Source organism: Rhizobiaceae bacterium, assembly GCA_023953845.1.
In the GTDB taxonomy this organism is placed as follows: domain Bacteria; phylum Pseudomonadota; class Alphaproteobacteria; order Rhizobiales; family Rhizobiaceae; genus Arvimicrobium.
Window position 1 is genome coordinate 4034175 of record JAMLJC010000001.1, and the last position, 24292, is coordinate 4058466.

Here is a 24292-nt window from a genome sequence, read left to right on the forward strand (position 1 = left end):
ACTGACGTCTATTCCGCGCCGAAGCGCGCCCAGCCTTTGGAACCAAGATGCTCCTGAGGCTGGAAGCGCACCTTATAGTTCATCTTGCGCGAGCCATTGACCCAATAGCCGAGATAGACGTGGGGCAGGCCGGCGGCAACCGCGCGCTGGATATGGTCGAGGATCATGAAGGTGCCGAGCGAACGGTCCTCCATCTCGGGGTCATAGTACGAATAGACCATCGACAGGCCGTCGCTCATCCTGTCGGTGAGCGCGACCGCGATCAGTTCGCCCGTACCGCGGCCCGTGATGAAGGTGTCCGGGCCACGCCGGCGGTATTCGATGACCTTGGTGTCGACATGGCTGTCCTCGACCATCATCGCGTAGTCGAGCACGGTCATGTCGGACATGCCGCCACGCTTGTGGCGTGCGTCGAGATAGCGGCGGAAGAGCGAATACTGTTCGGTGGAGGGCTCCGCGTCGTGCATCACCCCGATCAGGTCGGAATTGCGCTGCAGCACGCGCCGCATGCTTTTGCCGATCTCGAATTCCTGCGCGAGGATTCTGACCGACACGCAGGCGCGGCAATTCTCGCAGGCGGGCCGATAGGCGATGTTCTGCGAACGGCGGAATCCGCCCTGCGTGAGCAGGTCGTTCATCTCGGGCGCCTTGTCGCCCACGAGATGGGTGAACACCTTGCGTTCGAACTGCCCCTCCACGTACGGGCAGGGTGACGGTGCCGTCAGAAAGAACTGGGGCGACTGGGTGGAATGATGAGTCATCTAGCTGCGGTTTGGCCCCGGCGAACCTGATTTGTCGACTATAGCTCTCAACGTTCGGCGGGTGAAGCGTTACGCGCTATGCCGATTCCGTCAAGCGCGACGTTTCCGCCGCGCCATCAGATCTCGGGACATACTCGCAAAGATCGTGATCAGACGATGTCCGAGCGTGTCACGACCGTGCCGAGCAACAGGTCATGCAAGGTCCGTTTGCGGTCGCTGAACAGCGTCACGAGCAGGACAAGCGGCGTCAGCAGGGCATTGGCCGCCCAGAACAGCACGGAATGAACCACGGCCAGAAGGCCGTCCACCGGCCTGCCGTCGAGCCGGTCAAGGCGGATGCCCATCATGCGCATGCCGATCGTGGCCTGCTTCGGCCCGCCCATCGTGTTCCAGACATAGATCAGCGCGACTGCTGGCACGAGGGGCGTGAACAGCATCCAGCCGAATCCGAAGGTCAGGATGCCCAGCAGCAGAACGAGGATCGCGAACGGAATGAGCAACAGACCGACAATGATATAGTCGACGACGAAAGCCAGCATGCGCCGCGTCCGTACGCCTTCATAGGTCCGCATGTCGTCGAGCCGCGTCGCCAGTATCTCGCCGTCTATAGTGTGCGTCATCTTCCATCCAATCGAAACGTGCCTTCCGTAGGCGCGTCGTCCCGATTCATATGGGAAGATTTCGCAGGATTTCAAAATAAGCCCTGGCAGCGTTCTCCAGGCGGACGGATCAGGCTTCAGGTCGCTGTGGGATCGACATCGTCGCCAAGATAGAAATCCGGGGATCCGAGACGGTTCTTCGCTGTCAGGTGCTGGTGCCAGTAGGGATAGAGAAGCGGCGGCCGGCTGACGTTGTCCAGCCGCTTGCGTTCCTCGTCGCTCAGTTTCAGGCTCGCGGCGGCGACATTGTCCCTGAACTGAGCTTCCGACGTGCCGCCGACCACGAGCGAGGTGACCGCCGGCCGTCCGAGCAGCCATGCCAGCGCGATCTGCGCCGGCGACACGCCGCGTCCCTGGGCGATTTCCACCAGCACGTCGACGATGTTCCACAGCCGCTCCTGGTCGCGGATGGGCGGCTCCCGCCAGCCTTTGCTCTGGCGCGAGGACATGTCGCCACGCCGGTATTTGCCGGACAGCCAGCCGCCGGCGATCGGGCTCCAGACGAGAATGCCGAGGCCCTGATCGACGGAGACAGGTTGAAGTTCGTACTCCGCCTCGCGGGCTTCCAGCGTATAGTGGATCTGCTGGGTGACGAAGCGCGGCCACGCGTTGCGGTCGCTGATCGCCAGCGCCTTCATGACGTGCCAGGCGGAATAGTTCGAGCAGCCGATGTAGCGGATCTTGCCCTGCGACACCAAGGTCTCGAGGGCGGAAAGCGTTTCCTCCAGAGGCGTCATACCATCCCACTGGTGCACGTAGTAGATATCGATAACGTCCGTCTTCAGCCGTTTCAGGCTCGCCTCGCACTGACGGATGATGTGGTAACGCGACAGGCCGAGATCGTTCGGGCCGTCACCCATCGGCATGCGCACCTTCGAGGCGATCAGCACGTCGCCCTTGCGCTTGCCGCCGAGCGCGTTGCCGATGATCTCCTCCGAAAGGCCGCGCGAATAGACGTTTGCCGTATCGAGCAGGTTGATGCCGGAATCGATGCAGAGGTCGATCAAACGGCTTGCTTCCGCCTGCTGCGTCGTGCCGGTCGCGGCGAAGGGGCCACCGCCGCCGAAGGTCATCGTGCCCATGGTGATGGTCGAGACCCGCAGTCCCGAACGGCCGAGATAGCGATATTCCATCGTGGCGTCTCCCTGTAAGTCGATGGCCGCGGCGGCGCGGCAGGCGGGCCGGAACGTGCTTTTTTCCGCGTCGCGGCACAAGAGGAATCTTGATGGTGATGTCTGGTCCGGACCGATATGTCCATCGCGACACATCCTGTGAATCCGGAGACAATCGCGCCGGTTTGACTCGACCTCTCGGCTCGACGGCGCGACACTGGGGCGTCCGAATCCCTACATGGCTGATTGATGTCCGACCGACCCATCCGCGATCCGATCCGCCGCGCCGTCTCTGTTGCGGTGGCGGCGCCCGCCTTGCGGCCGTTCATCCACCTGCGCGTGCACTCGGCCTACTCGCTGCTGGAAGGCGCGCTGCCGGTCGGCAAGATCATCGGCCATGCGATGAAGGACAACGCGCCGGCGATCGCCGTCACCGACACGAACAATCTTTTCGGCGCACTGGAATTCGCGCAGAAGGCGACGAAAGAGGGCCTGCAACCGATCATCGGCTGCCAGATCGACGTGCATTTCTCCGGCGATCAGGGGCAGCAGGGCAGGGTGGGGCAGCGGCGGCATGGCGCCGAACTCAGGCCGTTGGTGCTGATCGCCGCGACCGAGACCGGCTACGCCAATCTGGTCGATCTGGTGAGCGCGGCCTATCTCGACACGCCGCCCGGCGAGCCGGTGCATGTCACCACTGACGACCTGCGCACGCGCGCGGAAGGCATCATCTGCCTGACAGGCGGCCCGCGCGGGCCGATCGGAACGGCGTTGAAGAGCGATCACGCGGAGCTGGCGGAAAACCGGCTGCTTACGCTGAAGGAGATGTTCGGTGACCGTCTCTATGTCGAGATCGAGCGGCTGGCGGGTTACGATCGCCGTCTGGAAGCGGCGACCGTCGATCTGGCCTACCGTCACGAACTGCCGCTCGTCGCCACCAACGAGGCGTTCTTCCCGGCGCGCGATTCTTTCGAGGCGCATGACGCGCTGATCGCCATCGCCGATGGTTCGGTGGTTGCCTCGGACGACCGCCGGCGTCTGACGCCGGACAACTATCTGAAAAATCAGTCCGAAATGTCGGCGCTGTTCGCTGACCTGCCCGAGGCGATCGACAACACCGTCGAGATCGCCATGCGCTGCTCCTACTATCCGCAGAAGCGCAAGCCGATCCTGCCGCGTTTCACCAAGGTCGGCACGGCCGATCCGGCCGAGGCCGAGAAGGCGGAAGCGGAGGAGTTGCGGCGCTTCGCCCATGAAGGTCTGGAAATGCGGTTCCGGACGCAGGGTCTGACGCCGGGCTTTTCCGAGGACGACTATCGCCGGCGTCTCGACTACGAACTTGGCGTCATCGAGCGGATGAAGTTCCCCGGCTACTTCCTGATCGTCTCGGACTTCATCAAATGGGCGAAGGCGCATGACATTCCGGTCGGTCCCGGACGCGGCTCGGGTGCGGGCTCGCTGGTTGCCTATGCGCTCACCATCACCGACATCGATCCCCTGCGCTTTTCCCTGCTGTTCGAGCGCTTTCTCAACCCCGACCGCGTGTCGATGCCCGACTTCGACATCGACTTCTGCCAGGACCGCCGCGAGGAGGTGATCCGATACGTCCAGAGCAAGTACGGGCGCGATCAGGTCGGACAGATCATCACGTTCGGTACATTGCAGGCGCGCGCGGTGCTGCGCGACGTCGGCCGCGTGCTGCAGATGCCCTACGGACAGGTCGATCGGCTGTGCAAGATGGTGCCGGCCAACCCGGCCAATCCGGTGAAGCTGGCCGACGCTATCGCCAACGAGCCCCGCTTCGCCGAGGAGGCGGAAAAGGAGCCGATCGTCAACACGCTGCTCGACATGGCGCAAAGGCTCGAAGGCCTCTATCGCCACGCCTCGACGCACGCGGCCGGCATCGTCATCGGCGATCGGCCGCTGCGGCAGCTCGTGCCGATGTACCGTGATCCGCGCTCCGACATGCCGGTCACCCAGTTCAACATGAAGATGGTCGAGGAGGCCGGGCTCGTAAAATTTGACTTCCTCGGCCTGAAGACGCTGACCGTGCTGGAAACGGCGGTGAAGCTGATCCGGCGGCGCGGCATCGAGATCGACCTGTCGAAGCTGCCGCTGGACGACGAAAAGACCTATGCCATGCTGTCGCGCGGCGAGGTGGTCGGCGTGTTCCAGGTTGAAAGCGCGGGCATGCGCAAGGCGCTGATCGGCATGAAGCCGGACCGCATCGAGGACATCATCGCGCTGGTTGCGCTCTACCGGCCGGGGCCGATGGAGAACATCCCGACCTACAACGCGCGCAAGCACAAGGAAGAGGAGATCGCCTCGATCCATCCGAAGATCGATCATCTTGTCGCGGAGACGCAGGGAGTCATCGTTTATCAGGAACAGGTGATGCAGATCGCGCAGGAGCTGTCCGGCTACTCGCTCGGCGAAGCCGATCTCTTGCGCCGCGCCATGGGCAAGAAGATCCGCGCGGAGATGGACAAGCAGCGAGAGCGCTTCGTCACCGGTGCGGTCGAGCGCGGCGTCGGCAAGCCGCAGGCCGATTTCATCTTCGACCTTCTGGCGAAATTCGCCGACTACGGCTTCAACAAGTCGCACGCGGCTGCCTACGCGGTCGTGTCCTACCAGACCGCCTATCTGAAGGCTCATTATCCGGTCGAGTTCCTGGCGGCGTCGATGACGCTCGACATGTCGAACACCGACAAGCTCGCTGACTTCCGACAGGACGCCATCCGTCTCGGCATCGAGGTCGTGCCGCCTTCGGTCAAGACGTCGTTCCGCGATTTCGAGGTCGGCGAGAACCGGATTTTCTATGCTCTTGCCGCCATCAAAGGCGTCGGCGACGCGGCGGTCGAGCACATCGTGGAAAAGCGCAGGGAGAAGCAGTTCGAGAGTCTTGAGGATTTCTGCGAGCGCATTGATCCGAAGATCGTCGGCAAACGCGTCTTCGAAAGCCTCATCATGGCCGGCGCCTTCGACTGCTTCGGTCATGATCGTGCGTCGATGATGGCGGGCGTGGAGCGCATGATGGGCATGGCTTCGCGCGCCAACGAGAATGCCGCGATGGGCATCATCGACATGTTCGGTGCGTCGTCCGCCGCGCGTTCGGAACGCATCCAGTTTCCGGCCTGCGATCCGTGGTTACCGGCGGATCGTCTGCATCGCGAATTTCAGGCCGTGGGCTTCTACCTCTCGGCGCATCCACTGGATGAATACAAGGCCGTGCTGCAAAAGATGCGCGTGCAGAACTGGGCGGATTTCTCCGTCGCCGTGAAGCGCGGCGCGACGGCTGGGCGTCTGGCAGGTACGGTAACGTCGAAGCAGGAGCGCAAGACGCGCACCGGAAACAAGATGGGTGTCGTGAATTTCTCCGATACGTCCGGCCAGTATGAAGCGGTGATGTTCTCCGAAACGCTGGCGCAGTATCGCGATCTGCTCGAACCCGGCAAATCCGTCGTGATCATCGTCAAGGCCGAAGACCGTCCGGAAGGCGTCAACCTGCGCATAGAGGCGGTACAGTCTCTGGAGGACGAAGCCAGCCGCGTGCAGAAAGCGCTGCGCATCTTCGTGCGCGACCCCAAACCCGTCAGCATGCTTGCCTCGCAGTTGAACGTGAAGGGCGAAGGGCAGGTGAGCTTCGTCGTCATCAAGGATGGAGCGCAGGGCGAGGTCGAAATCGCGCTGCCGGATCGCTATCGCATCTCGCCGCAGGTGGCGTCCGCCATGCGGGCGGTGCCGGGCGTGGTTGAGGTCGAACTGGTCTGAGGGCGCCTTTCAGGAAAGACCTGCGCCAATGGTGCCGGCGCGGGCGAGACTGGCAGGCTAAGCGCTGGTTCGGTGCCGCGTCACTGCAAGCGCATGAGCAGCCCGGCAATGAGACGCGTTCGCTTCTCCAGGCTGTCGATCTCGATATATTCTTCCAGCGTGTGTAGCCCGCGGCCGGTCAGCCCCAGTCCATCCAGTGTCGGGATGCCCGCATGGCCGGTAAAGTTGGCGTCCGATCCACCTCCGTCGCTGCCATGATCGATTGCCTGGCCGAGTTCGAGGGCAATGCCGCGCGCGAGTTCGTATAGCTTCAGCGTTTCAGGGCTCGGCTCCCATACGGGTCTCGCCACGCTGGGCTCGACGCCGAAGGAAGGTCCCCCTTCGTCGAAGGCGAGCGCCATCAGCTTCTGCTCGGCCAGGTCGAGGTCGGCCTGCCTTTTGGCCATGCTGAGCGCTTCCGCATTGCAGAGCGTCGGCACGCAGTTCACCCATTGCCCGCCATGGATCGTGCCGACGCTGAAAGTGTAGTCTTCCGTGGTCAGCGCCTCGATCTCGATGATCTTGCGCGCCATCAGGCTGATCGCTGATCTCCCGTCCTTCAATGCCTGCCCCGCATGGCTCGGACGCCCTCGGGCTGCCAGTCTGTATCGCGAGATCGCGTAGCGTCCGGTGACGAGGCCCCCCGCACCGAGCGCCGGTTCCGGCACCAGAACGTATTTGTTCCGGCTCGCCATGTCCTCGATAAGGCCGCGCGTGCTCGGGCTTCCCACTTCCTCGTCGGACGTGAGCAGGACCGTCACCGGAAGCGGTGTCTTGCGGCCCACGCGGCTCAGGCTGGCTATGGCTTCCAGTGCGGCGACGCAGCCGCCTTTCATGTCGAGGATGCCGGGACCGGAGCAACGTCCGTCCTTGATCGCGAAGGGCAGCACCTCCAGCGTTCCGACAGGGTGGACAGTGTCCAGATGCCCCATGACGAGAATGCCGGGGCCGGTTGCGCCAAATTGCGCGACCACGCAGTCGCCATAGCCCATCGTCCCGGGAATCCGGGCCGTCCGTCCGCCGATGGATGCGAGGTCGTCCGCAGCCCGGTCCATTGCCTTGTTTACGGCGGCGCTGTCGAAGGTCGGGCTTTCGATTTCCACCCAGCCGCGCAGGCGCTCGAGCGCGGCATCGGCATCAAAAGGCAGGTCTTGCATATTCATGACATGGTGGCTTTCAGGCGCGGTCGCGAAACGACGGAAGAGGGGGTATCGAATTATTCCTCGGCCTGGCGCACGCTGGGGGAACGCGGATCGATGCCGCTCATGCCGTTGACCGCCGTTGCGAGATCGAGGCTCGCCGCCATCGATTGATCGATCAGCGCGCGATCGAACGCCATTTCCATATTTTCGACCATCGCGGCGGCTTCCCGGATGTGATCCAGCATAAGGCTGGCCGCCGCCTCGGAATCCCGGCGCCGAAGCGCTGCGAGAATCTCGTCATGGGCGTGGATCACATGCTCGGTGAAGTGCTGATCATTGCCCTGCGCGACGGACTTGGGCGTCACCAGCGAATAGAGGATGTGATTCATGAAGATGCAGAAGAACCGCAGGAGAACGTTGGGCACCCGGTTCGCGATGATATGGTGGAACTGAAGTTCGGCCGCGCGATGGATGGCAGGGCCAAGCTCGCCATGAGCGCCACGATGGCAGATGTCGATGGTCTGCTGCATCGCGTCGAAATCCGCTTCGGTCAGATGATCGATTGCGGCGGCGACCATGATCGGTTCGAGGATGACGCGCGTCTCGTATATGGTGTGAGCGTCGAGCGCCCTGAAGAAGAAATAGGGCGTGAGCAGTTGCATCGCCCGGTCTTCGGGCACTTCCGTCAGCCGCGCGCCGCCGTTCGGGCCGGTCTGGATCTCGACAAGCCCCTGGACTTCCAGCGCCTTCAGGGTTTCGCGCAGCGTGCCGCGGCTGCCCCCGAACATGGCCATCAGGTCTTTTTCCTGAGGAAGGCGATCGCCGGGCTTGCGGCCGGTCAGCAGCACCCAGCGCAGGAGTTCACCGGCAATAAGATCCGATCGTTTGGCCCGCGTCCTGTGCAGGCTGTAACGGCCGGGTTGCAAGCCGGCCCTGTCGGCAGGAAGTCCGTCCATTCGTTCCATCGCTTCTTATTCTGCCGGAGCCGTATCCCAACCGCGACATCTGACACATGCCGCATCCGCTGCCAAGCTACAAGGGAAATCGCTTCTATCAAACATATTTATTATAAGAAATAGATTGACACGTTTTTCCGACCTGCGATCATTGGGCAATGGATGAGGTGCCCGGGATTGATGCATGCCCGCGACATTGAAAAAAGCAGCGCGATGACGGCCGGAGAGGGATCGCAAAGGTCGACGGCCGTCTTCATTGACGATGTCGGCAAAAGCTTCGGTTCGGCTCAGGTGCTGAGCGGCTGCACGCTTCAGGTGGAGGCCGGTTCCTTCGTGACGCTGCTCGGCGCCTCGGGCAGCGGCAAGACCACTCTGCTACGCATCATAGCCGGCTTCCTGGAAGCGGATCGCGGAGGCGTCTTTTTCAACGGGAAGTCGATGACGGGCGTGCCGCCGCACCGCCGAAACATCGGCATGGTTTTCCAGAGCTACGCGCTGTTTCCGCACCTTTCGGTCTTCGACAACGTCGCCTATCCGCTGCGCATGCGCAGGCTCGGCAATATCGAGCAGCGGGTCGCCGAGGCGCTGAAGTCGGTGCGGCTCGAGCAGTTCGTGGCGCGGATGCCGGCGGCGCTGTCCGGCGGGCAGCGGCAGCGCGTGGCAATGGCGCGGGCGCTCGTCGCGAATCCGCCGCTGCTTCTTCTCGACGAGCCTCTGAGCGCGCTGGACAAGGAATTACGCGAGGAGTTGCAGGTCGAGATCAAGACCATCCATCGGCAGGCGGGCACGACCTTCATCAACGTGACCCATGACCAGGGCGAGGCGCTCGGCATGTCCGATGTGGTCGTCGTCATGGGCAATGGCCGGATACAGCAGGCCGACAGCCCCGAGCGGCTCTGGAACGCGCCAGCGAACGCCTTCGTCGCGCGCTTCCTCGGCGGGTCAAACCTCATTTCCGCGACGGGAGCCGGCGGCGTCTACCGGCTCTTGGGCGGCGATGCTTTGAGCGCAGGCGGCGCGCCGGTCAATGGGGCCGTCGCTCTGGCCTTCCGTCCGGAGACGGTAAGCATCTCCACGACGGTCTCGGACGCCTCGGAGCAGAACAGGCTCAAGGGCCGCGTGGTGGAAACCATCTTCATGGGAGAAGCGGTGCGTGTCGTCGTGGCCGCCGAAGGTCAGGAGATTTCTGCGCGCATGGCGCCGCATCGTGCGGCCGGCCTGACGCCGGGTCTCGACGTGAGTATCGAATGGCCGATCCGGTCGACGATCGCGCTGCCTGTCGAGGCCGACGGATGAACCCTGCCGCGCCGCGCGCTGCGTTCTCAGGCCGCGTCCCGGGAGGCGCAGTTCTGGTGTGGCTTCTGCTTGCTCCCTCGCTGCTTATCTATGGCGCCTGCTTCGTCTGGCCGACCGCGGTGCTGCTTGCCCGCAGCATCTATGAAGACGGAACGTTCACCCTCGCCAATTTCGTCGAACTCCTGTCGACGCCGCTTTACCTCACGGTCATCGCGACGACGTTCCGCCTTTCCCTCATCGTGACGGTCATCAGCCTCGTGCTCGGCTACCCGGTCGCGATGATGCTCGCGCGCAGCAGCGGCGCATGGCGGATCATCCTGCTTGTCGCCGTCACCATTCCTTACTGGCTCGACTACATCGTTCGTACCTATTCGTGGATGGTGCTGCTCGGCCGCAACGGCTTCCTGAACCAGATTCTGGTTGCACTCGGGCTGGTGGAGGTGCCGGTATCGCATCTGTCCTCCGACCTTGCCGTCATCGTCGGCATGGTGCAGGTGATGCTGCCGCTGATGGTGCTCAGCCTCTACGCCGGCATGGTGCGGATCGACGCCTCGCTGCTGGACGCAGCTGCGGCGCACGGCGCCGGTTCGTGGTCGGCGTTCCGCACGGTGTTCCTGCCGCTCAGCATGCCGGGCGTGGTCGCCGGCTCGCTGCTCACCTTCGTCAATTGCATGGGGTTCTACATCACGCCGGCGCTGCTGGGCGGGCCTAAGCAGACCATGATCTCGCAGACCATCGACAGTTTCGCCAGCAAGCTGCTCGACTGGCCTCTCGCTTCGGCGGCGGCGGCGATGCTGCTCTTCGCAACGATTGTCCTCATGGCGGTCTTCAACCGTTTCCTCGGCTTCGAGAAACTGGCCGGAGGCACGTCATGAGCCCTGCCGAGCGGCGCGTCCTGACGATCTCCACCGCGCTGGTGATGATCTACCTGCTCTTCCCGGTCGTGGTCGTGGTGGTGATCTCCTTCAGTTCGAGCAAGTTCCTGACCTTTCCGCCGCCGGGATTGTCGCTGCAATGGTATCAGGCGCTGCTCGACGGCGACTGGCTGCAATCCTACCGCATCACCTTCCAGGTCGGCATTCTGACCGCGGTCCTCTCCACTCTCGCCGGCGTTCCCGCAGCCTTCGCGCTGGCGCGCCACCGGTTCGCCTTCCGGGGGGCGTTCGAAGCCCTGCTGATCGCGGCGCTGATCACGCCGCCGATCATCAAGGCGATCTCGCTCTACCTGTTCTTCGCACCGATCGGGCTAACCAGTTCCGTAACGGGCCTCGTGCTCAGCCACACGGTCACCGGCATCCCCTATGTCGTGCTCAACCTGCTTGCGAGCCTGAAATCCTACGATCAGGACATCGAGCTTGCCGCGCGCATCCATGGCGCATCGCCGCTTCGCGCGGTCACTACGGTGACGCTGCCCATTCTCGCGCCGTCGGTGATCGTCGGCGCGATCTTCGCGTTCCTGCAGTCGGCGCAGGAACTCCTCGTCGCCATGTTCCTGCTCGGAACCACGGAAAAGCCGTTGGCCGTCCGGCTTTGGGAGGGGGTGCGCATCTCGCTCCAGCCCACGATCGCAGCCGCCTCCACGACGCTCGTGGTCATGGCTCTGGTCGCGCTCGGCCTCATTCTTCTCGTCAATCGCCGCAATCGTCGCGCCGGCATGTCGCCTGCCTGACGCAACCAGAGGGAACCACAAATGTTTGATGAAAAAGAACAAAACCGCGCCGCGGGAATCCTCCGGAAGGTTCTGGAGGAAACGCGGGGAATGAACCGCCGTGCCTTCCTGTCGAACCTCGGCAAGGCGGCTGCCGGTTCTGCCCTGCTGACGACGTTCCACGGCATGCTGTCAGGTCACGCAGCCGCCGCGGAGCCTGTCACCACGATGGGGTGGGGTGGCGAGTGGGACGAACGCATCGCCGAAGCCTACTACAAGCCGTATACCGAGAAGTCCGGCTCGGAGGTCAAGATCATCCCGTACAGCACCCCAAAAGTGCTGGCCATGCACGAAGCGGGCAAGATGGAGATCGACTTCATCCTCGGCGCCGGCCTCGACACCCCGATGTTCATCGAGAAGGGCGTCGTCGAGCCCATCGACTGGTCGGTGGTGGACAAGTCCGCGCTGACCCCCAACCAGCTCGCCTACGGCGACAACGCCATCGGCGGCAGCACGCTTTCCTACGTGATGGCCTACAGCAAGAAGCGCTGGCCCGGCGACGATCACCCGAAGACCTGGGCGGATTTCTGGGACGTCGAGCGTTTCCCCGGACCGCGCGCCTTCGGCCGCTACACCGCCTATCCGACGATCGAGTTCGCGCTTCTCGCGGACGGCGTGCCGATGGACCAGCTTTATCCGCTCGACGTGGACCGCGCCTTCAAGAGCCTCGACAAGATCAAGCCGCATATCGTCACCTGGTGGGAGAGCGGCGGCCAGCAGCAACAGATGATGGAAGACGGAGAGGTCGACCTGCTCTATGTCTGGAACGGGCGCGGCACCGTGACCATCAAGGACAACGGCGCGCCGTTCGCCTTCGAGTGGAATCAGGCTGCCTATCAGGGCGAGGTCGAGGCTTGGCTGGCGATGAAGGGCGGCCCCAATCCGAAGGGCGCCATGGAGATCATGAACTGGCTCGGCCGCCCGGAGCCGCAGGCCGCCTTCGCCCGCGTCATGTATTATGGGCCGACCAACCTCAAGGCCTATGATCTGATCGATCCGGAACTGGCGGCGATGCTGCCTTCCTACCCGGAAAACCTCAAGAAGCAGTTCGCGATCGACTGGTCATGGTGGGCCAAGAATTTCGATGCGACGCAGAAGCGCTTCGAGCAGTGGCTCCAGTCCTGAGCCGCGCCTGAAACTGGCGCGTCCACGGGCCGGTGGGCGCGCCTCTTTCTCCTCCATTGTCCGGTAGATCGAGATGTTGAACGAAAATTATAATGGTCTGGCGCCCGGCGCCTTCGAAACGCTTTCCGGCGAGGCGACCGAACTCGCCTTCGAGCCGGCGGAATACAAGGAGCGTATCCGCAAGGTGCGGAAGCTGATGGCCGAAGCGGCGATCGACGTGCTCTACGTCACGACGCCGGAGCATGTGTGCTGGCTGCATGGCTACTATGCGAGCTGGTACAAGGCGAACGCGCCGATGCGGTATCCGCAGCTCTACGGCACCGTCATCCATGTCGATCACGACGACTTCATCCATTTCGACAATCCGACCGAACTGCCCGTTCTGGCGAAGTGCTCGATCTCGACCGACAACCGGTTCTTCACGTCGCGCGAGGCGTCGGTCAACGTGCCCTTCATCATGCGCGAGCTGAAGGCCAAGGGCTGGCTTTCCGGCACCGTCGGCATGGAGCACTGGAGCTACGTTCCGAACCGGGCCATCAGCACCATGCTGGAAGGCGCGTTCCTGGCCGAAGGCGCTCGCGTGGTCGACGCCAGCAGCATCCTGCGCCGCGCCCGTCTGGTGAAGTCCCCGGCGGAGATCCGCACCATCGAGAAGGCGACGACCTTCGCGGAGGTCGGCATCGAGGCGCTTCGCCGCGAAATCCGGCCGGGCATGACCGAACTGGAGCTGTTCGGCGTCGTCACGGCCGCCATGATGAAGGCCGGGAGCGAGTTTCCGGCACTCATTCCGATTTTCAACGCGGTTCCCGTGCGCGACGGCCGGCCCGTCTCGTCAGGTCATTCCATGGCTGGCCGCAAGGTCATCGAGGCGGGCGAATTCCTCACCGCCGACCTTTGCGGCGTCTACAACCGCTATCACTCCAACGTCATGCGCGGCTTCTATCTCGGCGAGCCGACGAAGGAGATGCTCTCCCAGTACGAGAAGGCCGCTGGCGTCTTCGACCTCTTCCTTAACGACGTGAAGGCGGGCATGACGGTGCGCGAGGTGAACGCGCTCATCCGGAAGTACCTGCAGGACGTCGGTCTTGCCGACGGCGCCGGATGGGTGCTCGGATACGAACTGGGGCTGAGCCTGCCGCCGGACTGGGTCGGCAACTTCTATTTCCACTATCAGGACGAGAAGTATCTCGACCGCGTCTTCGAGGAGAATATGGTCACGAACCTCGAAAGCCTGTTCAACACCTGGCTTATCGATACGCTTGTCTACGAGCGGGACGGGGCGCGCATCCTGTCCAACGTGCCGCTCGAAATGTTCGTGGTCTGATCGAAGATGCAGAAAGCGCATGTCGAGCGCCGTCCGCTGCCGCGCAGCCTCTATGCGGACACCGCGGTTCCGGCGCCCGACACGCCTGTCCTGTCGAAGGACGGGACGGCGCAGGTCGTCATCGTCGGCGGCGGCTATACCGGCCTTTCCACCGCGCTCCATCTTGCGGAGGCGGGGGAGGACGCCGTCGTGCTGGAGGCGCACGAACCGGGCTGGGGCGCTTCCGGCCGCAATGGTGGACAGGTCAATCCGGGTCTTTATCCCGATCCGGAACGCATCGCGGAGCAGTTCGGGCGAGAGCGCGCCATGGCGATGCTGCGCTTTGCCAGCGGCGCGCCGGATCGCGTCTTCGATCTGGTCCGCAGGCACAGGATCGACTGCGAGGCGGAACAGACCGGGACGCTGCGCGTCGCCTTCAACGCCGCGGGCGAGGCGAAGATCGCCGCGACGCTCGGTCAGTACCGCAGCTTCGGGCTGCCGGCCGAATCCGTCGATTCGGCGGACCTCCAGCGCCGGACGGGAACGAGCCGTTACCGGAGCGGGATCTTCCTGTCCCAAGGCGGAAAGCTCAATCCCCTCGGATATGCGCGCGGTCTTGCGAAGGCGGTGATCGCCGCCGGCGCGCGCGTCCATGGGGGCACGCCCGCTCTCCGCCTCCAGCGGACGGTTGCCGGCTGGATTGTCGAGACGCCGCGCGCGAAGCTCCGGGCGGACAATGTCGTGCTCGCCACCAACGGACACACTGACGGCTTGTGGCCCGGCCTGCGGCAGAGCGTGGTTCCGGTCTATACGACGATCGTCGCCAGCGAACCGCTGCCGGCCGAAATCGCGGGCCGCGTCATGCCGGCCGGATCGGTTCTCTATGAGGTCGGCAACAACACGGTCTACTATCGTCTCGACCGGCAGAACCGCCTTCTGATGGGTGGGCGCAGCGTTCAGCGCGACGTGACCGGCATGGCCGATGCGCGATCGCTTCAGGCCTACGCGCTGAAACTGTGGCCGTTTCTCTCAGGCATCGGCTGGACGCATGTCTGGAACGGTCAGGTGGCGATCACGACCGATCATCAGATCCACCTTCACGAACTGGCGCCCGGCCTTACTGCCTGTCTCGGCTACAACGGTCGCGGCATCGCCATGGCGACGTCCATGGGCGGCGTGATTGCGCGCCGGTTGCTCGGCGCATCGGTGGAAGAACTGCCGATGCCGATCACCGCGCTGCAGTCGATCCGCTTCCATGCATTGTGGAAACCGGTGACGGCAGTTCGCCTCGCCTATGGCGCCGTTCTCGACCGCTTCTCGAGCTAGAAAGCGCCGCGGACAGTCTAGCGCCGCGCGAAAGCCGAGAGCGCCACGACGGCCCAGCCGACCATCATCGTCACGCCGCCCGTAGGCGCGGCCATCGGGAAAAGGCGATGGCCGAGGAAATGCCGGGCGGCGAGGTCGCCGGCGAACAGAAGCGCGCCCAAAGCCAGGACATAGCCGCCGAGGCGCGTGAGGCGCGGCGTCGCTGCGAGGCCGATCGCCAGCAGGGCCGGCGCATGGACGAGCAGAATCAGCGAAGCGGGATTGAGGTCAGCCCCGCCGCCATGCGCGGCCACGGCAGAAAGGGCGACGCCGCACGCGCCGAACAGGCCGGCAACAAGGACGATTGGCGACATCGTTCTCGTCAGGCCCTCAGCATTTCCGCGACGGTCGGCGCGAAATAGGTGAGGACGCCGTCGCAGCCGGCGCGCTTGAAGGCGAGCAGCGATTCCAGCATCGCCTTTTCGCCGTCGATCCAGCCATTTGCGGCGGCGGCCTTGATCATCGCGTATTCGCCCGACACCTGATAGGCGAAGGTCGGCATCGAGAATTCGTCCTTCAGCCGCCGGATGATGTCCAGATAGGGCATGCCGGGCTTCACCATCAGCATGTCCGCACCCTCGATCAGGTCCTGTTCCGCCTCGCGTACCGCCTCGTCGGAATTGGCGTGATCGATGTAGTAGGTCTTCTTGTCGCCCTTCAGCAGGCCGAGCGTGCCGATCGCCTCGCGATAGGGACCATAGAAAGCCGACGCGAATTTGGTCGCGTAGGACATGATGGCGACTTCCTGGAAGCCGTTGGCGTCCAGCGCGTCGCGAATCGCGCCGATACGGCCGTCCATCATGTCGGATGGCGCGATGATGTCGGCGCCGGCAGCCGCCTGAAGCACAGCGGCGGCGGCGATCTGATCCACCGTCTCGTCGTTGACGATGACGCCACCGCGCAGGATGCCGTCGTGCCCATGGCTGGTGAAAGGATCGAGCGCCACATCGGTGATGACGCCGATATCGGGCACGGCATCCTTGATGGCGCGTGTCGCGCGATTGATGAGATTGTCCGCATCGAGGATGTGCGAACCGGTGACGTCCTTGCGCGCCGGATCGACAGCCGGGAAAGTGGCGATGGCCGGAATGCCGAGCTTTGCGGCGCGTTCGGCTTCATTCACCGCACGATCGACGCTCAGCCGGTAGACATCGGGCATGGCGGCGACGGGTTCGCGGATGCCCGTGCCTTCGGCGAGGAAGATGGGCCAGATGAGATCGTCGACGCTGAGCCGATTCTCCTGGACCAGCCGGCGCGACCAGTCGGCCTTTCGCATGCGTCGGAGCCGGCGGCCGCCCGTGATCTCGTCGACGCTGCGCGCGCCTGCTGCTTTGGTCGGGCTGTGTCGGTTCATGGCTTGATCTCCGCGGCGCTCCATATCACGTCGCGAACACGATCTCCAATGCGACACGCCGCATCAATCCGTGCAGCCATTGACGCCGTTGGATGACGCGCCTAGCACTCCGTTTCAAAAGGGAGCGAGCATGGATTTCGGTGGCGGTGACGAGATTCGTTTCGATCGCATCGGCAGGGCGGGTGTCGCCACGCTGACGCGTCCCAAGGCCCTGAATGCCTTGACGCACGGGATGGTCAAGGCGCTCGCGCGCGCCCTGACGGCCTGGGCGGAAGACGAATCGGTCGCGCTGGTCGTAGTCAGGGGCGAGGGCAGGGCGTTCTGCGCCGGCGGCGACATACTGGACGTCTACCGCTCGCGGGAGGAAGGCCGGGAGGCTCACGGCTTCTTCGCCGACGAGTATCGCATGAACACGCAACTCGCAGCTTTTCCAAAACCCTATGTCTCGTTGATAGACGGCATCGTCATGGGCGGCGGCGTGGGCATTTCCTGCCACGGCTCGCACCGCGTGATGACGGAAAACGCCGTGCTGGCCATGCCTGAGGTCGGCATCGGCTTCTTTCCCGATGTCGGCGGCAGCTACCTGCTTTCGCGGACGCGCGGCAGCTACGGTATGTATCTCGCGTTGACCGGCGGGCGCATCCGAGCCGGAGATGCGGTATGGGCCGGGCTCGCGACGCATGCGATCGCCTCGAGCGACATTCCTTTGGCGTTTGACGCTCTTGCCCAAACCGGAGATGCCGACGGTGCTCTGAAACCCTTCCTGAAGACGCCGGATCGGCAGACGGACGAGGCCACGCTCCACGCCATCGCCCGGCATTTCGGCTACGAGACGCTCGAAGACATCGTCGCCAGCCTCACGGAAGCGAGAAGCGACGAATTCGCCAAGGCGACGCTGGCGACGATGGCGACGCGGTCGCCGACCAGCCTCAAGGTGACGTTCCGCCAGATCAAGGCGGGCGCCATGCTTTCCATGGAGGAATGCATGGAGATGGAATACCGCATCCTGCGGCGGATGCTGAAAGGGCATGATTTCTACGAAGGCATCCGGGCGATGCTGGTGGACAAGGGTTCGACGCCGCAGTGGCGGCCGTCTTCGCTGGACGCGGTGTCCGAGGCGGAGGTGGACGCCTATTTCGCCCCGCTGCCGGACGGTGAGTTGTGGCCGTGACCGACTTCGCTGACCAGCGCAGTCCGCTTCGCGCCAGCTCGGCGCAGATTGCCTTCACCTGGTTTCAGCGTGTCATAGCGGGATACTGCCTGCTGTTCGGCGTTCTCTACTGGGTCCGGCTTGTCGGCTTCTATCCGGGCAGCCTGTGGCGGTTCGACCTGATGCCCGTGCACTGGCAACTCGCCTCGGTGGTGCTGGCGGTGCTGTTTCCGTTCGCCGCCATCGGCCTGTGGATGCTTTCCTCGTGGGGACCGGTCATCTGGTTCATATGCGCCGCGATGGAAATGACGATGTATCTCGGCTTTCCGGAACTGTACGGCTTCAGGCCCACCATCGGCCTGTCGCATCTGGGCGTGATCCTGCTCTACCTCGCTTTCCGCGCGGTGATTTACTTCCAAAGCCGGCATTCGCGTTAGCCCTTCATTAGGCCTGAATCTGATCTGCCTCGCGCAAACCTTTGTTAAGGCTGGCGTTTAAGTCGAATTTTATCGGTGTCGGCTACTGTCGCTTTCAAGGTGAGAAACAAAAACATCACCTAGGCGACAAACGAGAGGCGAATATCATGACCAACAACCGTTCGGCGGCCAAGCCCGCCGTCGTGGCGGACGAGCGCCGTGAGGCCATCCGCTCGCTTTATATGGAATCCCTGCAGCTGGTGGAGCGCCTGCACCGCCGTCTGCTTGACGTGATCAAGGACGAATTCGACCGCAACGGCCGCAGCGACATCAATGCGATCCAGGCGCTGCTGCTCTTCAATATCGGCAACGCGGAACTGACCGCCGGCGAACTGCGCTCCCGCGGCTACTATCTCGGCTCCAACGTTTCCTACAATCTGAAGAAGCTGGTCGATCTCGGCTTCATCAACCACCAGCGCTCGCGCATCGACCGTCGTTCTGTCCGTGTCAGCCTGACGCCGAAGGGAGCGGCGGTGGCCGAAGTGGTGGGCGGGCTCTACGAGCGCCATATCGGCTCGATCGAACAGGTGGGCGGCATCAATCAGGACGAGTTCAAGCAGATGAACCGCGCCCTGCAGCGTCTGGATCGTTTCTGGAACGACACGATCGCTTATCGCATGTAAGCGAACACGCATTGCATGCATGACAAGGGCCGGTGCTTGCGCCGGCCCTGTGCTTTTGGAGCAATAGCGACTGCTGTGCCGCCACGGATCACGGCATCTTGTCGCGACATGGCCACGCTGTCGCCATATTCGGGTGTGAGCGGGTTGAGGAGAGGGGCCGTGCGATTTCGCGGCGAACACCATGCAAAAGGCGGGACGACGACCGTCATGGTATGGGAAATGTTAACGTGCTGCCGCTAGCCTCCGGCGCGACGTCGGGCCGCGACCCGCAGGCAAAGCAGAATTCGGTGAAAAGTCAGGACGTTCGATGAAAATCAGCCGCCGCAACCTACTCGCCAGTGCAGGGGCCCTGGCCGCCACGACCATTTCCGGCGGCGCCATAGCCCAGGACGTGATCGGCGACCTTCTGAGCGCGCCGAAGCGCGGCGCGTGGAACGATCAGTTCGATGCGCGCGCCAGCGAGGGCGGCAAGGTTCAGTCGACGCTTCCGATCTTCAGCCCGCATACGGTCGCCTATCTGGAACAAGCGATCGCGCAGTATCAGAACATCGTGGCGAATGGCGGCTGGCCGACGGTTCCGATGGTCAACAAGCTCAAGCTCGGCATGTCCGATCCGGCGGTCTCCGAGCTTCGCAAGCGGCTGGTGATCTCGGGCGACCTGTCTAGGACCGCCGGCATCTCCAATTCCTTCGACACCTATGTCGACGCCGCGGTGAAGCGCTTCCAGGCCCGTCACGGGCTGCCGGCTGACGGCGTGCTCGGCAAATATACTTATGCGGCACTGAACGTTTCGGCTCCCGTCCGGCTCGGCCAGCTGGAAACGAACCTCGTGCGCCTGCGCTCGATGTCGGGCTTCCTCGGCGACCGTTATGTCATGGTCAACATCCCGGCCGCGCAGATCGAGGCCGTCGAGGGCGACCGCGTCGTGCTGCGGCATACCGCCATCGTCGGCAAGATCGACCGCCAGACGCCGATTCTCAATTCCAAGATCAACGAAGTCATCGTCAATCCATACTGGAACGCGCCGGAATCGATCGTCCGCAAGGACATCATCCCGCTGATGCGCAAGAACCCGCAATATCTCGCCGAGAACAACATCCGCATTCTCGGGCCGGACGGTAGCGAGATCGATCCCACGACGATCGACTGGAACACCGAGGACGCGGCGAAATTCCGCTTCCGGCAGGACCCCGGCAAGATCAACGCCATGGCGTCGGTGAAGATCAACTTCCCGAACCCGCACGCGACCTACATGCACGACACGCCGCAGCAGAGCCTGTTCGACAAGCTGATGCGCTTCGATTCCTCTGGCTGCGTGCGCGTCCAGAACGTCCGGGACCTCGTGACGTGGCTGATGAAGAACACGCCGGGCTGGGACCGTCAGCGCTTCGAGGCGACGATCAAGAGCGGCGAGAACACGCCGGTGGCGATCGCCGATCCGGTGCCGGTCTATTTTACCTATATTTCCGCCTGGTCGACGGGCGACGGCGTCGTGCATTTCCGCGACGACATCTACGGCCGCGACGGCGTGGACGAGCTGAAGATCAGTTCCGCGCTCTGAGCGCGTATCCCCGGCAAGCGAATGAGACGGCCGCCTTCGGGCGGTCTTTTCATTGCCGGCCGCCGCGCCTTTCGTGGTGGCGCAAAAGGGCGATCATATTTCGCGGTGCGAAGCGTGACGGCGGCGCGGCGAGTGTGTTAATGGCGCCGCAATCCGACGCTCCATCAATATTGCCCAGAGGTTTTGGATATGGCCCTTGCTGCTGCCAGCACGAACGACAGCTTTTTCACCGCGCCGCTCAGCGAGGTCGACCCGGAGATTTTCGGCGCCATCCGCAGCGAACTCGGTCGCCAGCGGCACGAGATCGAGCTGATCGCATCGGAGAATATCGTCAGCCGCGCCGTGCTGGAGGCGCAGGGCTCGATCATGACCAACAAATATGCCGAGGGCTATCCCGGCAAGCGCTATTATGGCGGCTGCCAGTATGTCGATATCGCCGAGGAACTGGCGATCGAGCGGGCCAAGAAGCTGTTCGACTGCAAATTCGCCAACGTCCAGCCCAACTCCGGCAGCCAGATGAACCAGGCCGTGTTCCTGGCGCTGCTTCAGCCGGGCGACACCTTCATGGGCCTCGACCTGAATTCGGGCGGCCACCTGACGCATGGCTCGCCGGTCAACATGAGCGGCAAGTGGTTCAAGGTCGTGTCCTACGGCGTCCGCAAAGACGACCATCTGCTCGACATGGACGAGATCGCGAAGCTCGCCGAGCAGCACAGGCCGAAGCTGATCCTCGCCGGCGGCACCGCCTATTCGCGCATCTGGGACTGGAAGCGTTTCCGCGAGATCGCGGATTCGATCGGCGCATATCTCATGGTCGACATGGCGCATATCGCCGGTCTCGTGGCGGGCGGCCAGCATCCGTCGCCGCTGCCGCACGCTCATGTCGTCACCACGACGACGCACAAGTCGCTGCGCGGCCCGCGTGGCGGCATGATCCTCACCAATGAGGAGGACATCGCCAAGAAGATCAATTCGGCCGTGTTTCCGGGCCTGCAGGGCGGACCCCTGATGCATGTCATCGCGGCGAAGGCCGTCGCCTTCGGCGAGGCGCTGCAGCCGTCCTTCAGGGATTATGCGAAAAACATCGTGACCAACGCCAAGGCGCTGGCCGAAAGCCTGAAGGAAACAGGCCTCGACATCGTATCGGGCGGCACGGACAACCACCTGATGCTGGTGGACCTGCGCCCGAAGAACGCCACCGGCAAACGTGCAGAGGCCGCGCTTGGCCGCGCCAACATCACCTGCAACAAGAACGGCATTCCCTTCGATCCCGAAAAGCCCTTCGTCACCTCGGGCGTGCGGCTTGGCACGCCGGCCGGCACGACGCGCGGCTTCGGCGTTGCGGAATTCCGCGAGATCGGCAAGCTGATCGCCGAAGTGCTGGACGGTCTCAAGGCCGCCAACTCCGACGAGGGCAATGCTTCGGTCGAGGCTGCCGTGAAGACGAAAGTCGAGGCGTTGACCGTGCGCTTCCCGCTCTACGGCTACCTCGGCTGATCGCTGCGGCCCGAACACTCTTGCATCGGTAGCTGTCTGCCTCCACTTCTGGGGCAGATCGCTCGCCAGAAGGTTCCCATGCGCTGTCCCTACTGCCAGTCCGAAGACACACAGGTGAAGGATTCGCGCCCTGCCGAAGACGGGGCGGCGATCCGGCGCAGGCGGGTGTGTCCCGTATGCGCGGGACGCTTCACCACTTTCGAGCGGGTCCAGCTTCGCGATCTGGTCGTCGTCAAGAAATCAGGCCGCAAGGTGCCGTTCGATCGGGACAAGCTGGCGCGCTCGGTGGAGATCGCGGTGCGCAAGCGCAACGTCGACCCGGAACGTATCGAACGGGCGGTGACCGGCATCGTGCGTCAGCTTGAAAGCTCCGGCGAGACCGAAATTCCGACAGAGGAGATCGGCAAGCTGGTCATGGAGGCGCTGAAGTCGCTCGACGACGTGGCCTATGTCCGCTTCGCCTCGGTCTACCGGAATTTTCGCGAGGCCAAGGATTTCCAGGAAGTTCTGGGCGAATTGAAGGGCGACGGGACGACGCCTGAGCAATGATGGCCGCGCCTGCCACGCTCGATCCGGATGCGGATCGCCGTTACATGGCGGAAGCCATCGCGCTTTCGCTGAAACATCGCGGGCTGACTGCGGAGAATCCGTCGGTCGGGGCCGTCATCGTCCAGACCGGATCTGACGGCGACGGGATCGTCGGGCGCGGCGTCACCGCAATCGGCGGCCGGCCCCATGCCGAGTTGCAGGCGCTCGCCGAGGCTGGAGCGCTGGCGAAAGGTGCAACGGTCTACGCCACGCTCGAACCCTGTTCGCATATCGGCCGCGCGCCGCCCTGCGCGGATGCGCTGGTGTCTGCCGGTGTTGCGCGTGTGGTGATCGCCACGCTCGACCCCGACATCCGCGTTGCCGGGCGCGGGGTGTCGATCCTCGAAAGGGCTGGCGTCGCGGTGACAACAGGCTGCATGGAAGCCGAGGCACGGCGCGCCATGGCCGGCTTCCTGTCGCTAAAGGGCAGGGGGCGACCTTATGTGACGCTCAAGCTGGCCGTCTCGCAAGACGGGATGATCGGCAGGAAAGGCGCGGGACAGGTTGCCATCACGGGTCCCGACGCTCGCCACGAAGTGCAGTTGATGCGGTTGGAACATGAGGCCGTGCTCGTTGGCGTCAGCACGGTGATCGAGGACGATCCGCTGCTGACCGTGCGCCTGCCGGGACTGGAACAGCGCACGCCGACGCGCGTGATCGTCGACCCGTTCGGGCGGACGCCGCCTTCCGCAAGGCTGCTCGACAGCGCCGCAAGGCACCCCGTGCTGATTCTGGTCAGTGAAAAGGCGGCGTCGAGACAGACCGTGCTGCTGAAGGATCGTGGCGCCATGGTGCGACCGATCGCTTCGGACTATCGCGGCCGCTTCCATCCGCAGGAAATCCTGCGCGTGCTCGGCATCCTCGGCCTGAAAAGCGTCTTCGTCGAAGGCGGCGCGGAAACGGCGCGGCGTTTTCTGGAAGCGGGTCTTGTCGACCGGATCAGGCTGTTCACAAGCGATGTCGTCGTCGGGGAAGGGGGGATCGTCTCGCCGCTGAGCGAAGCGAACATCCCGGAAGGATTCACGCTGCTCGACATGCGCCGGTTCGGCGGCGACCGGCTTGTCGACTACGAAAGGCCATTCTGATGTTCACCGGCATCGTCACCGACATCGGCGTCGTGGCGTGTGTCACGCCGCTCGACAAGGGCGTGAAACTGAGGATTAAAACCGTGTACGACCCCGCTGCCATCGAGATCGGGGCGTCGATTTCGTGTTCAGGCGTCTGTCTCACAGTGGTGGCGCTTCCGGAAAGCGGCGTCAATGAGCGCTGGTTCGAGGTGGAGGCGTGGGAGGAGGCGTTGCGGTTGACAACCGCGTCCGGCTGGCAGTCCGGTACGCGCATCAATCTGGAGCGGGCGCTGAAGATCGGCGACGAGCTTGGCGGGCACATCGTATCCGGCCATGTCGACGGCATGGCCGAGATCGTCACGCGTCAGGAGGAGGGCGAAGCTGTGCGCTTCACTTTGGAAGCGCCTGCCCATCTCGCGCGGTTCATCGCGCCGAAGGGCTCCGTGGCGCTTGACGGCACATCGCTCACCGTCAACAAGGTCGAACGCACGCGCTTCGACGTTCTCCTGATCCATCACTCACTGACGGTGACGACATGGGGAGAGCGGAACGTCAGCGATCGCGTGAACCTCGAGGTGGACACGATGGCGCGTTATGCCGCACGCCTCGCGGAAGCCGCGAGCGAGGGGCTGTAGCGGCCCGGTTGCGAGGTTTGCCGGGGCCTTGCGATTGCATGGCAGGGCTGCGCGAATACATCCACGACCCGCTTGCGGTAAGGATCGCTTCGGCCTAAGTCACC

22 protein-coding genes are annotated in these 24292 nt (G+C 63.7%); 15 read left to right on the forward strand and 7 right to left on the reverse strand.

What is annotated here, in order from left to right; all coding sequences use genetic code 11:
- Positions 1-8: 8 nt before the first annotated feature.
- From M9955_19935 to M9955_19945, 3 genes are all read right to left on the reverse strand, one after another.
- Positions 9-761, reverse strand: coding sequence for an arginyltransferase (locus M9955_19935; protein MCO5083914.1), 753 nt, complete (start codon positions 759-761; stop codon positions 9-11).
- A 149-nt stretch (positions 762-910) separates the two neighbouring features.
- On the reverse strand, positions 911-1381 hold the full coding sequence (locus M9955_19940; protein MCO5083915.1) for an RDD family protein: 471 nt from the start codon (positions 1379-1381) through the stop codon (positions 911-913).
- Between the two features lie 116 nt (positions 1382-1497).
- Positions 1498-2553, reverse strand: a complete 1056-nt coding sequence (locus M9955_19945; GenBank protein ID MCO5083916.1) for an aldo/keto reductase — start codon at positions 2551-2553, stop codon at positions 1498-1500.
- A gap of 225 nt (positions 2554-2778) precedes the next feature.
- Between M9955_19945 and dnaE the strand changes: the two genes are divergently transcribed.
- On the forward strand, positions 2779-6303 hold the full coding sequence (gene dnaE, locus M9955_19950) for a DNA polymerase III subunit alpha (GenBank protein MCO5083917.1): 3525 nt from the start codon (positions 2779-2781) through the stop codon (positions 6301-6303).
- Positions 6304-6383: 80 nt separating this feature from the next.
- On the opposite strand, the gene M9955_19955 is transcribed toward dnaE, so the two are convergent.
- Positions 6384-7505, reverse strand: coding sequence for a M20/M25/M40 family metallo-hydrolase (locus M9955_19955; GenBank protein MCO5083918.1), 1122 nt, complete (start codon positions 7503-7505; stop codon positions 6384-6386).
- Positions 7506-7558: 53 nt separating this feature from the next.
- Positions 7559-8440: an FCD domain-containing protein gene (locus tag M9955_19960; GenBank protein ID MCO5083919.1), complete on the reverse strand. Its 882-nt coding sequence runs from the start codon at positions 8438-8440 to the stop codon at positions 7559-7561.
- Between the two features lie 213 nt (positions 8441-8653).
- Between M9955_19960 and M9955_19965 the strand changes: the two genes are divergently transcribed.
- The 6 genes from M9955_19965 (at position 8654) to M9955_19990 (ending at position 15198) form a co-directional block, all read left to right on the forward strand.
- Positions 8654-9736: an ABC transporter ATP-binding protein gene (locus M9955_19965; protein ID MCO5083920.1), complete on the forward strand. Its 1083-nt coding sequence runs from the start codon at positions 8654-8656 to the stop codon at positions 9734-9736.
- Positions 9737-9792: 56 nt separating this feature from the next.
- Positions 9793-10611 (forward strand): ABC transporter permease, encoded by an 819-nt coding sequence (locus M9955_19970; GenBank protein MCO5083921.1) that lies wholly within the window; start codon positions 9793-9795, stop codon positions 10609-10611.
- The gene (locus M9955_19975; GenBank protein MCO5083922.1) at positions 10608-11405 is read left to right on the forward strand and encodes an ABC transporter permease; all 798 of its coding nucleotides are present in this window, start codon (positions 10608-10610) and stop codon (positions 11403-11405) included. Before M9955_19970 ends, M9955_19975 begins: the two co-directional genes overlap by 4 nt.
- A 90-nt stretch (positions 11406-11495) precedes the next feature.
- A complete protein-coding gene (locus tag M9955_19980; protein ID MCO5083923.1) occupies positions 11496-12569 on the forward strand; it encodes an ABC transporter substrate-binding protein in 1074 nt (357 codons plus the stop codon).
- A 73-nt stretch (positions 12570-12642) separates the two neighbouring features.
- On the forward strand, positions 12643-13893 hold the full coding sequence (locus tag M9955_19985; GenBank protein ID MCO5083924.1) for a Xaa-Pro peptidase family protein: 1251 nt from the start codon (positions 12643-12645) through the stop codon (positions 13891-13893).
- Between the two features lie 6 nt (positions 13894-13899).
- Complete coding sequence (locus M9955_19990) at positions 13900-15198, forward strand: FAD-binding oxidoreductase (protein MCO5083925.1); 1299 nt, start codon at positions 13900-13902, stop codon at positions 15196-15198.
- Positions 15199-15215: 17 nt separating this feature from the next.
- Here M9955_19990 and M9955_19995 read toward each other — a convergent pair whose 3' ends face one another.
- Both M9955_19995 and hemB read right to left on the reverse strand, forming a co-directional pair.
- Positions 15216-15551: a DUF423 domain-containing protein gene (locus M9955_19995; GenBank protein MCO5083926.1), complete on the reverse strand. Its 336-nt coding sequence runs from the start codon at positions 15549-15551 to the stop codon at positions 15216-15218.
- A gap of 8 nt (positions 15552-15559) precedes the next feature.
- Positions 15560-16591, reverse strand: a complete 1032-nt coding sequence (gene hemB / locus M9955_20000) for a porphobilinogen synthase (GenBank protein ID MCO5083927.1) — start codon at positions 16589-16591, stop codon at positions 15560-15562.
- 130 nt (positions 16592-16721) lie between these two features.
- Between hemB and M9955_20005 the strand changes: the two genes are divergently transcribed.
- The 8 genes from M9955_20005 to M9955_20040 all read left to right on the forward strand — a co-directional run bounded on the left by M9955_20005 (position 16722) and on the right by M9955_20040 (position 24188).
- Positions 16722-17762: an enoyl-CoA hydratase/isomerase family protein gene (locus tag M9955_20005; GenBank protein MCO5083928.1), complete on the forward strand. Its 1041-nt coding sequence runs from the start codon at positions 16722-16724 to the stop codon at positions 17760-17762.
- The gene (locus M9955_20010; protein ID MCO5083929.1) at positions 17759-18178 is read left to right on the forward strand and encodes a DUF6163 family protein; all 420 of its coding nucleotides are present in this window, start codon (positions 17759-17761) and stop codon (positions 18176-18178) included. The genes M9955_20005 and M9955_20010 overlap by 4 nt, the downstream gene beginning before the upstream one ends.
- Positions 18179-18324: 146 nt before the next feature.
- Positions 18325-18840: a winged helix DNA-binding protein gene (locus tag M9955_20015; GenBank protein MCO5083930.1), complete on the forward strand. Its 516-nt coding sequence runs from the start codon at positions 18325-18327 to the stop codon at positions 18838-18840.
- 307 nt (positions 18841-19147) lie between these two features.
- Positions 19148-20401, forward strand: a complete 1254-nt coding sequence (locus tag M9955_20020) for a L,D-transpeptidase family protein (GenBank protein MCO5083931.1) — start codon at positions 19148-19150, stop codon at positions 20399-20401.
- A 189-nt stretch (positions 20402-20590) separates the two neighbouring features.
- Positions 20591-21898, forward strand: a complete 1308-nt coding sequence (locus tag M9955_20025) for a serine hydroxymethyltransferase (GenBank protein ID MCO5083932.1) — start codon at positions 20591-20593, stop codon at positions 21896-21898.
- 78 nt (positions 21899-21976) lie between these two features.
- Complete coding sequence (nrdR, locus tag M9955_20030) at positions 21977-22447, forward strand: transcriptional regulator NrdR (protein MCO5083933.1); 471 nt, start codon at positions 21977-21979, stop codon at positions 22445-22447.
- Positions 22447-23571 carry a bifunctional diaminohydroxyphosphoribosylaminopyrimidine deaminase/5-amino-6-(5-phosphoribosylamino)uracil reductase RibD gene (gene ribD, locus M9955_20035; protein MCO5083934.1) on the forward strand — a complete coding sequence of 375 codons (1125 nt, stop codon included), beginning with the start codon at positions 22447-22449 and terminating at the stop codon, positions 23569-23571. Before nrdR ends, ribD begins: the two co-directional genes overlap by 1 nt.
- Positions 23571-24188 (forward strand): riboflavin synthase, encoded by a 618-nt coding sequence (locus M9955_20040; GenBank protein ID MCO5083935.1) that lies wholly within the window; start codon positions 23571-23573, stop codon positions 24186-24188. The genes ribD and M9955_20040 overlap by 1 nt, the downstream gene beginning before the upstream one ends.
- Positions 24189-24292 lie beyond the last annotated feature (104 nt).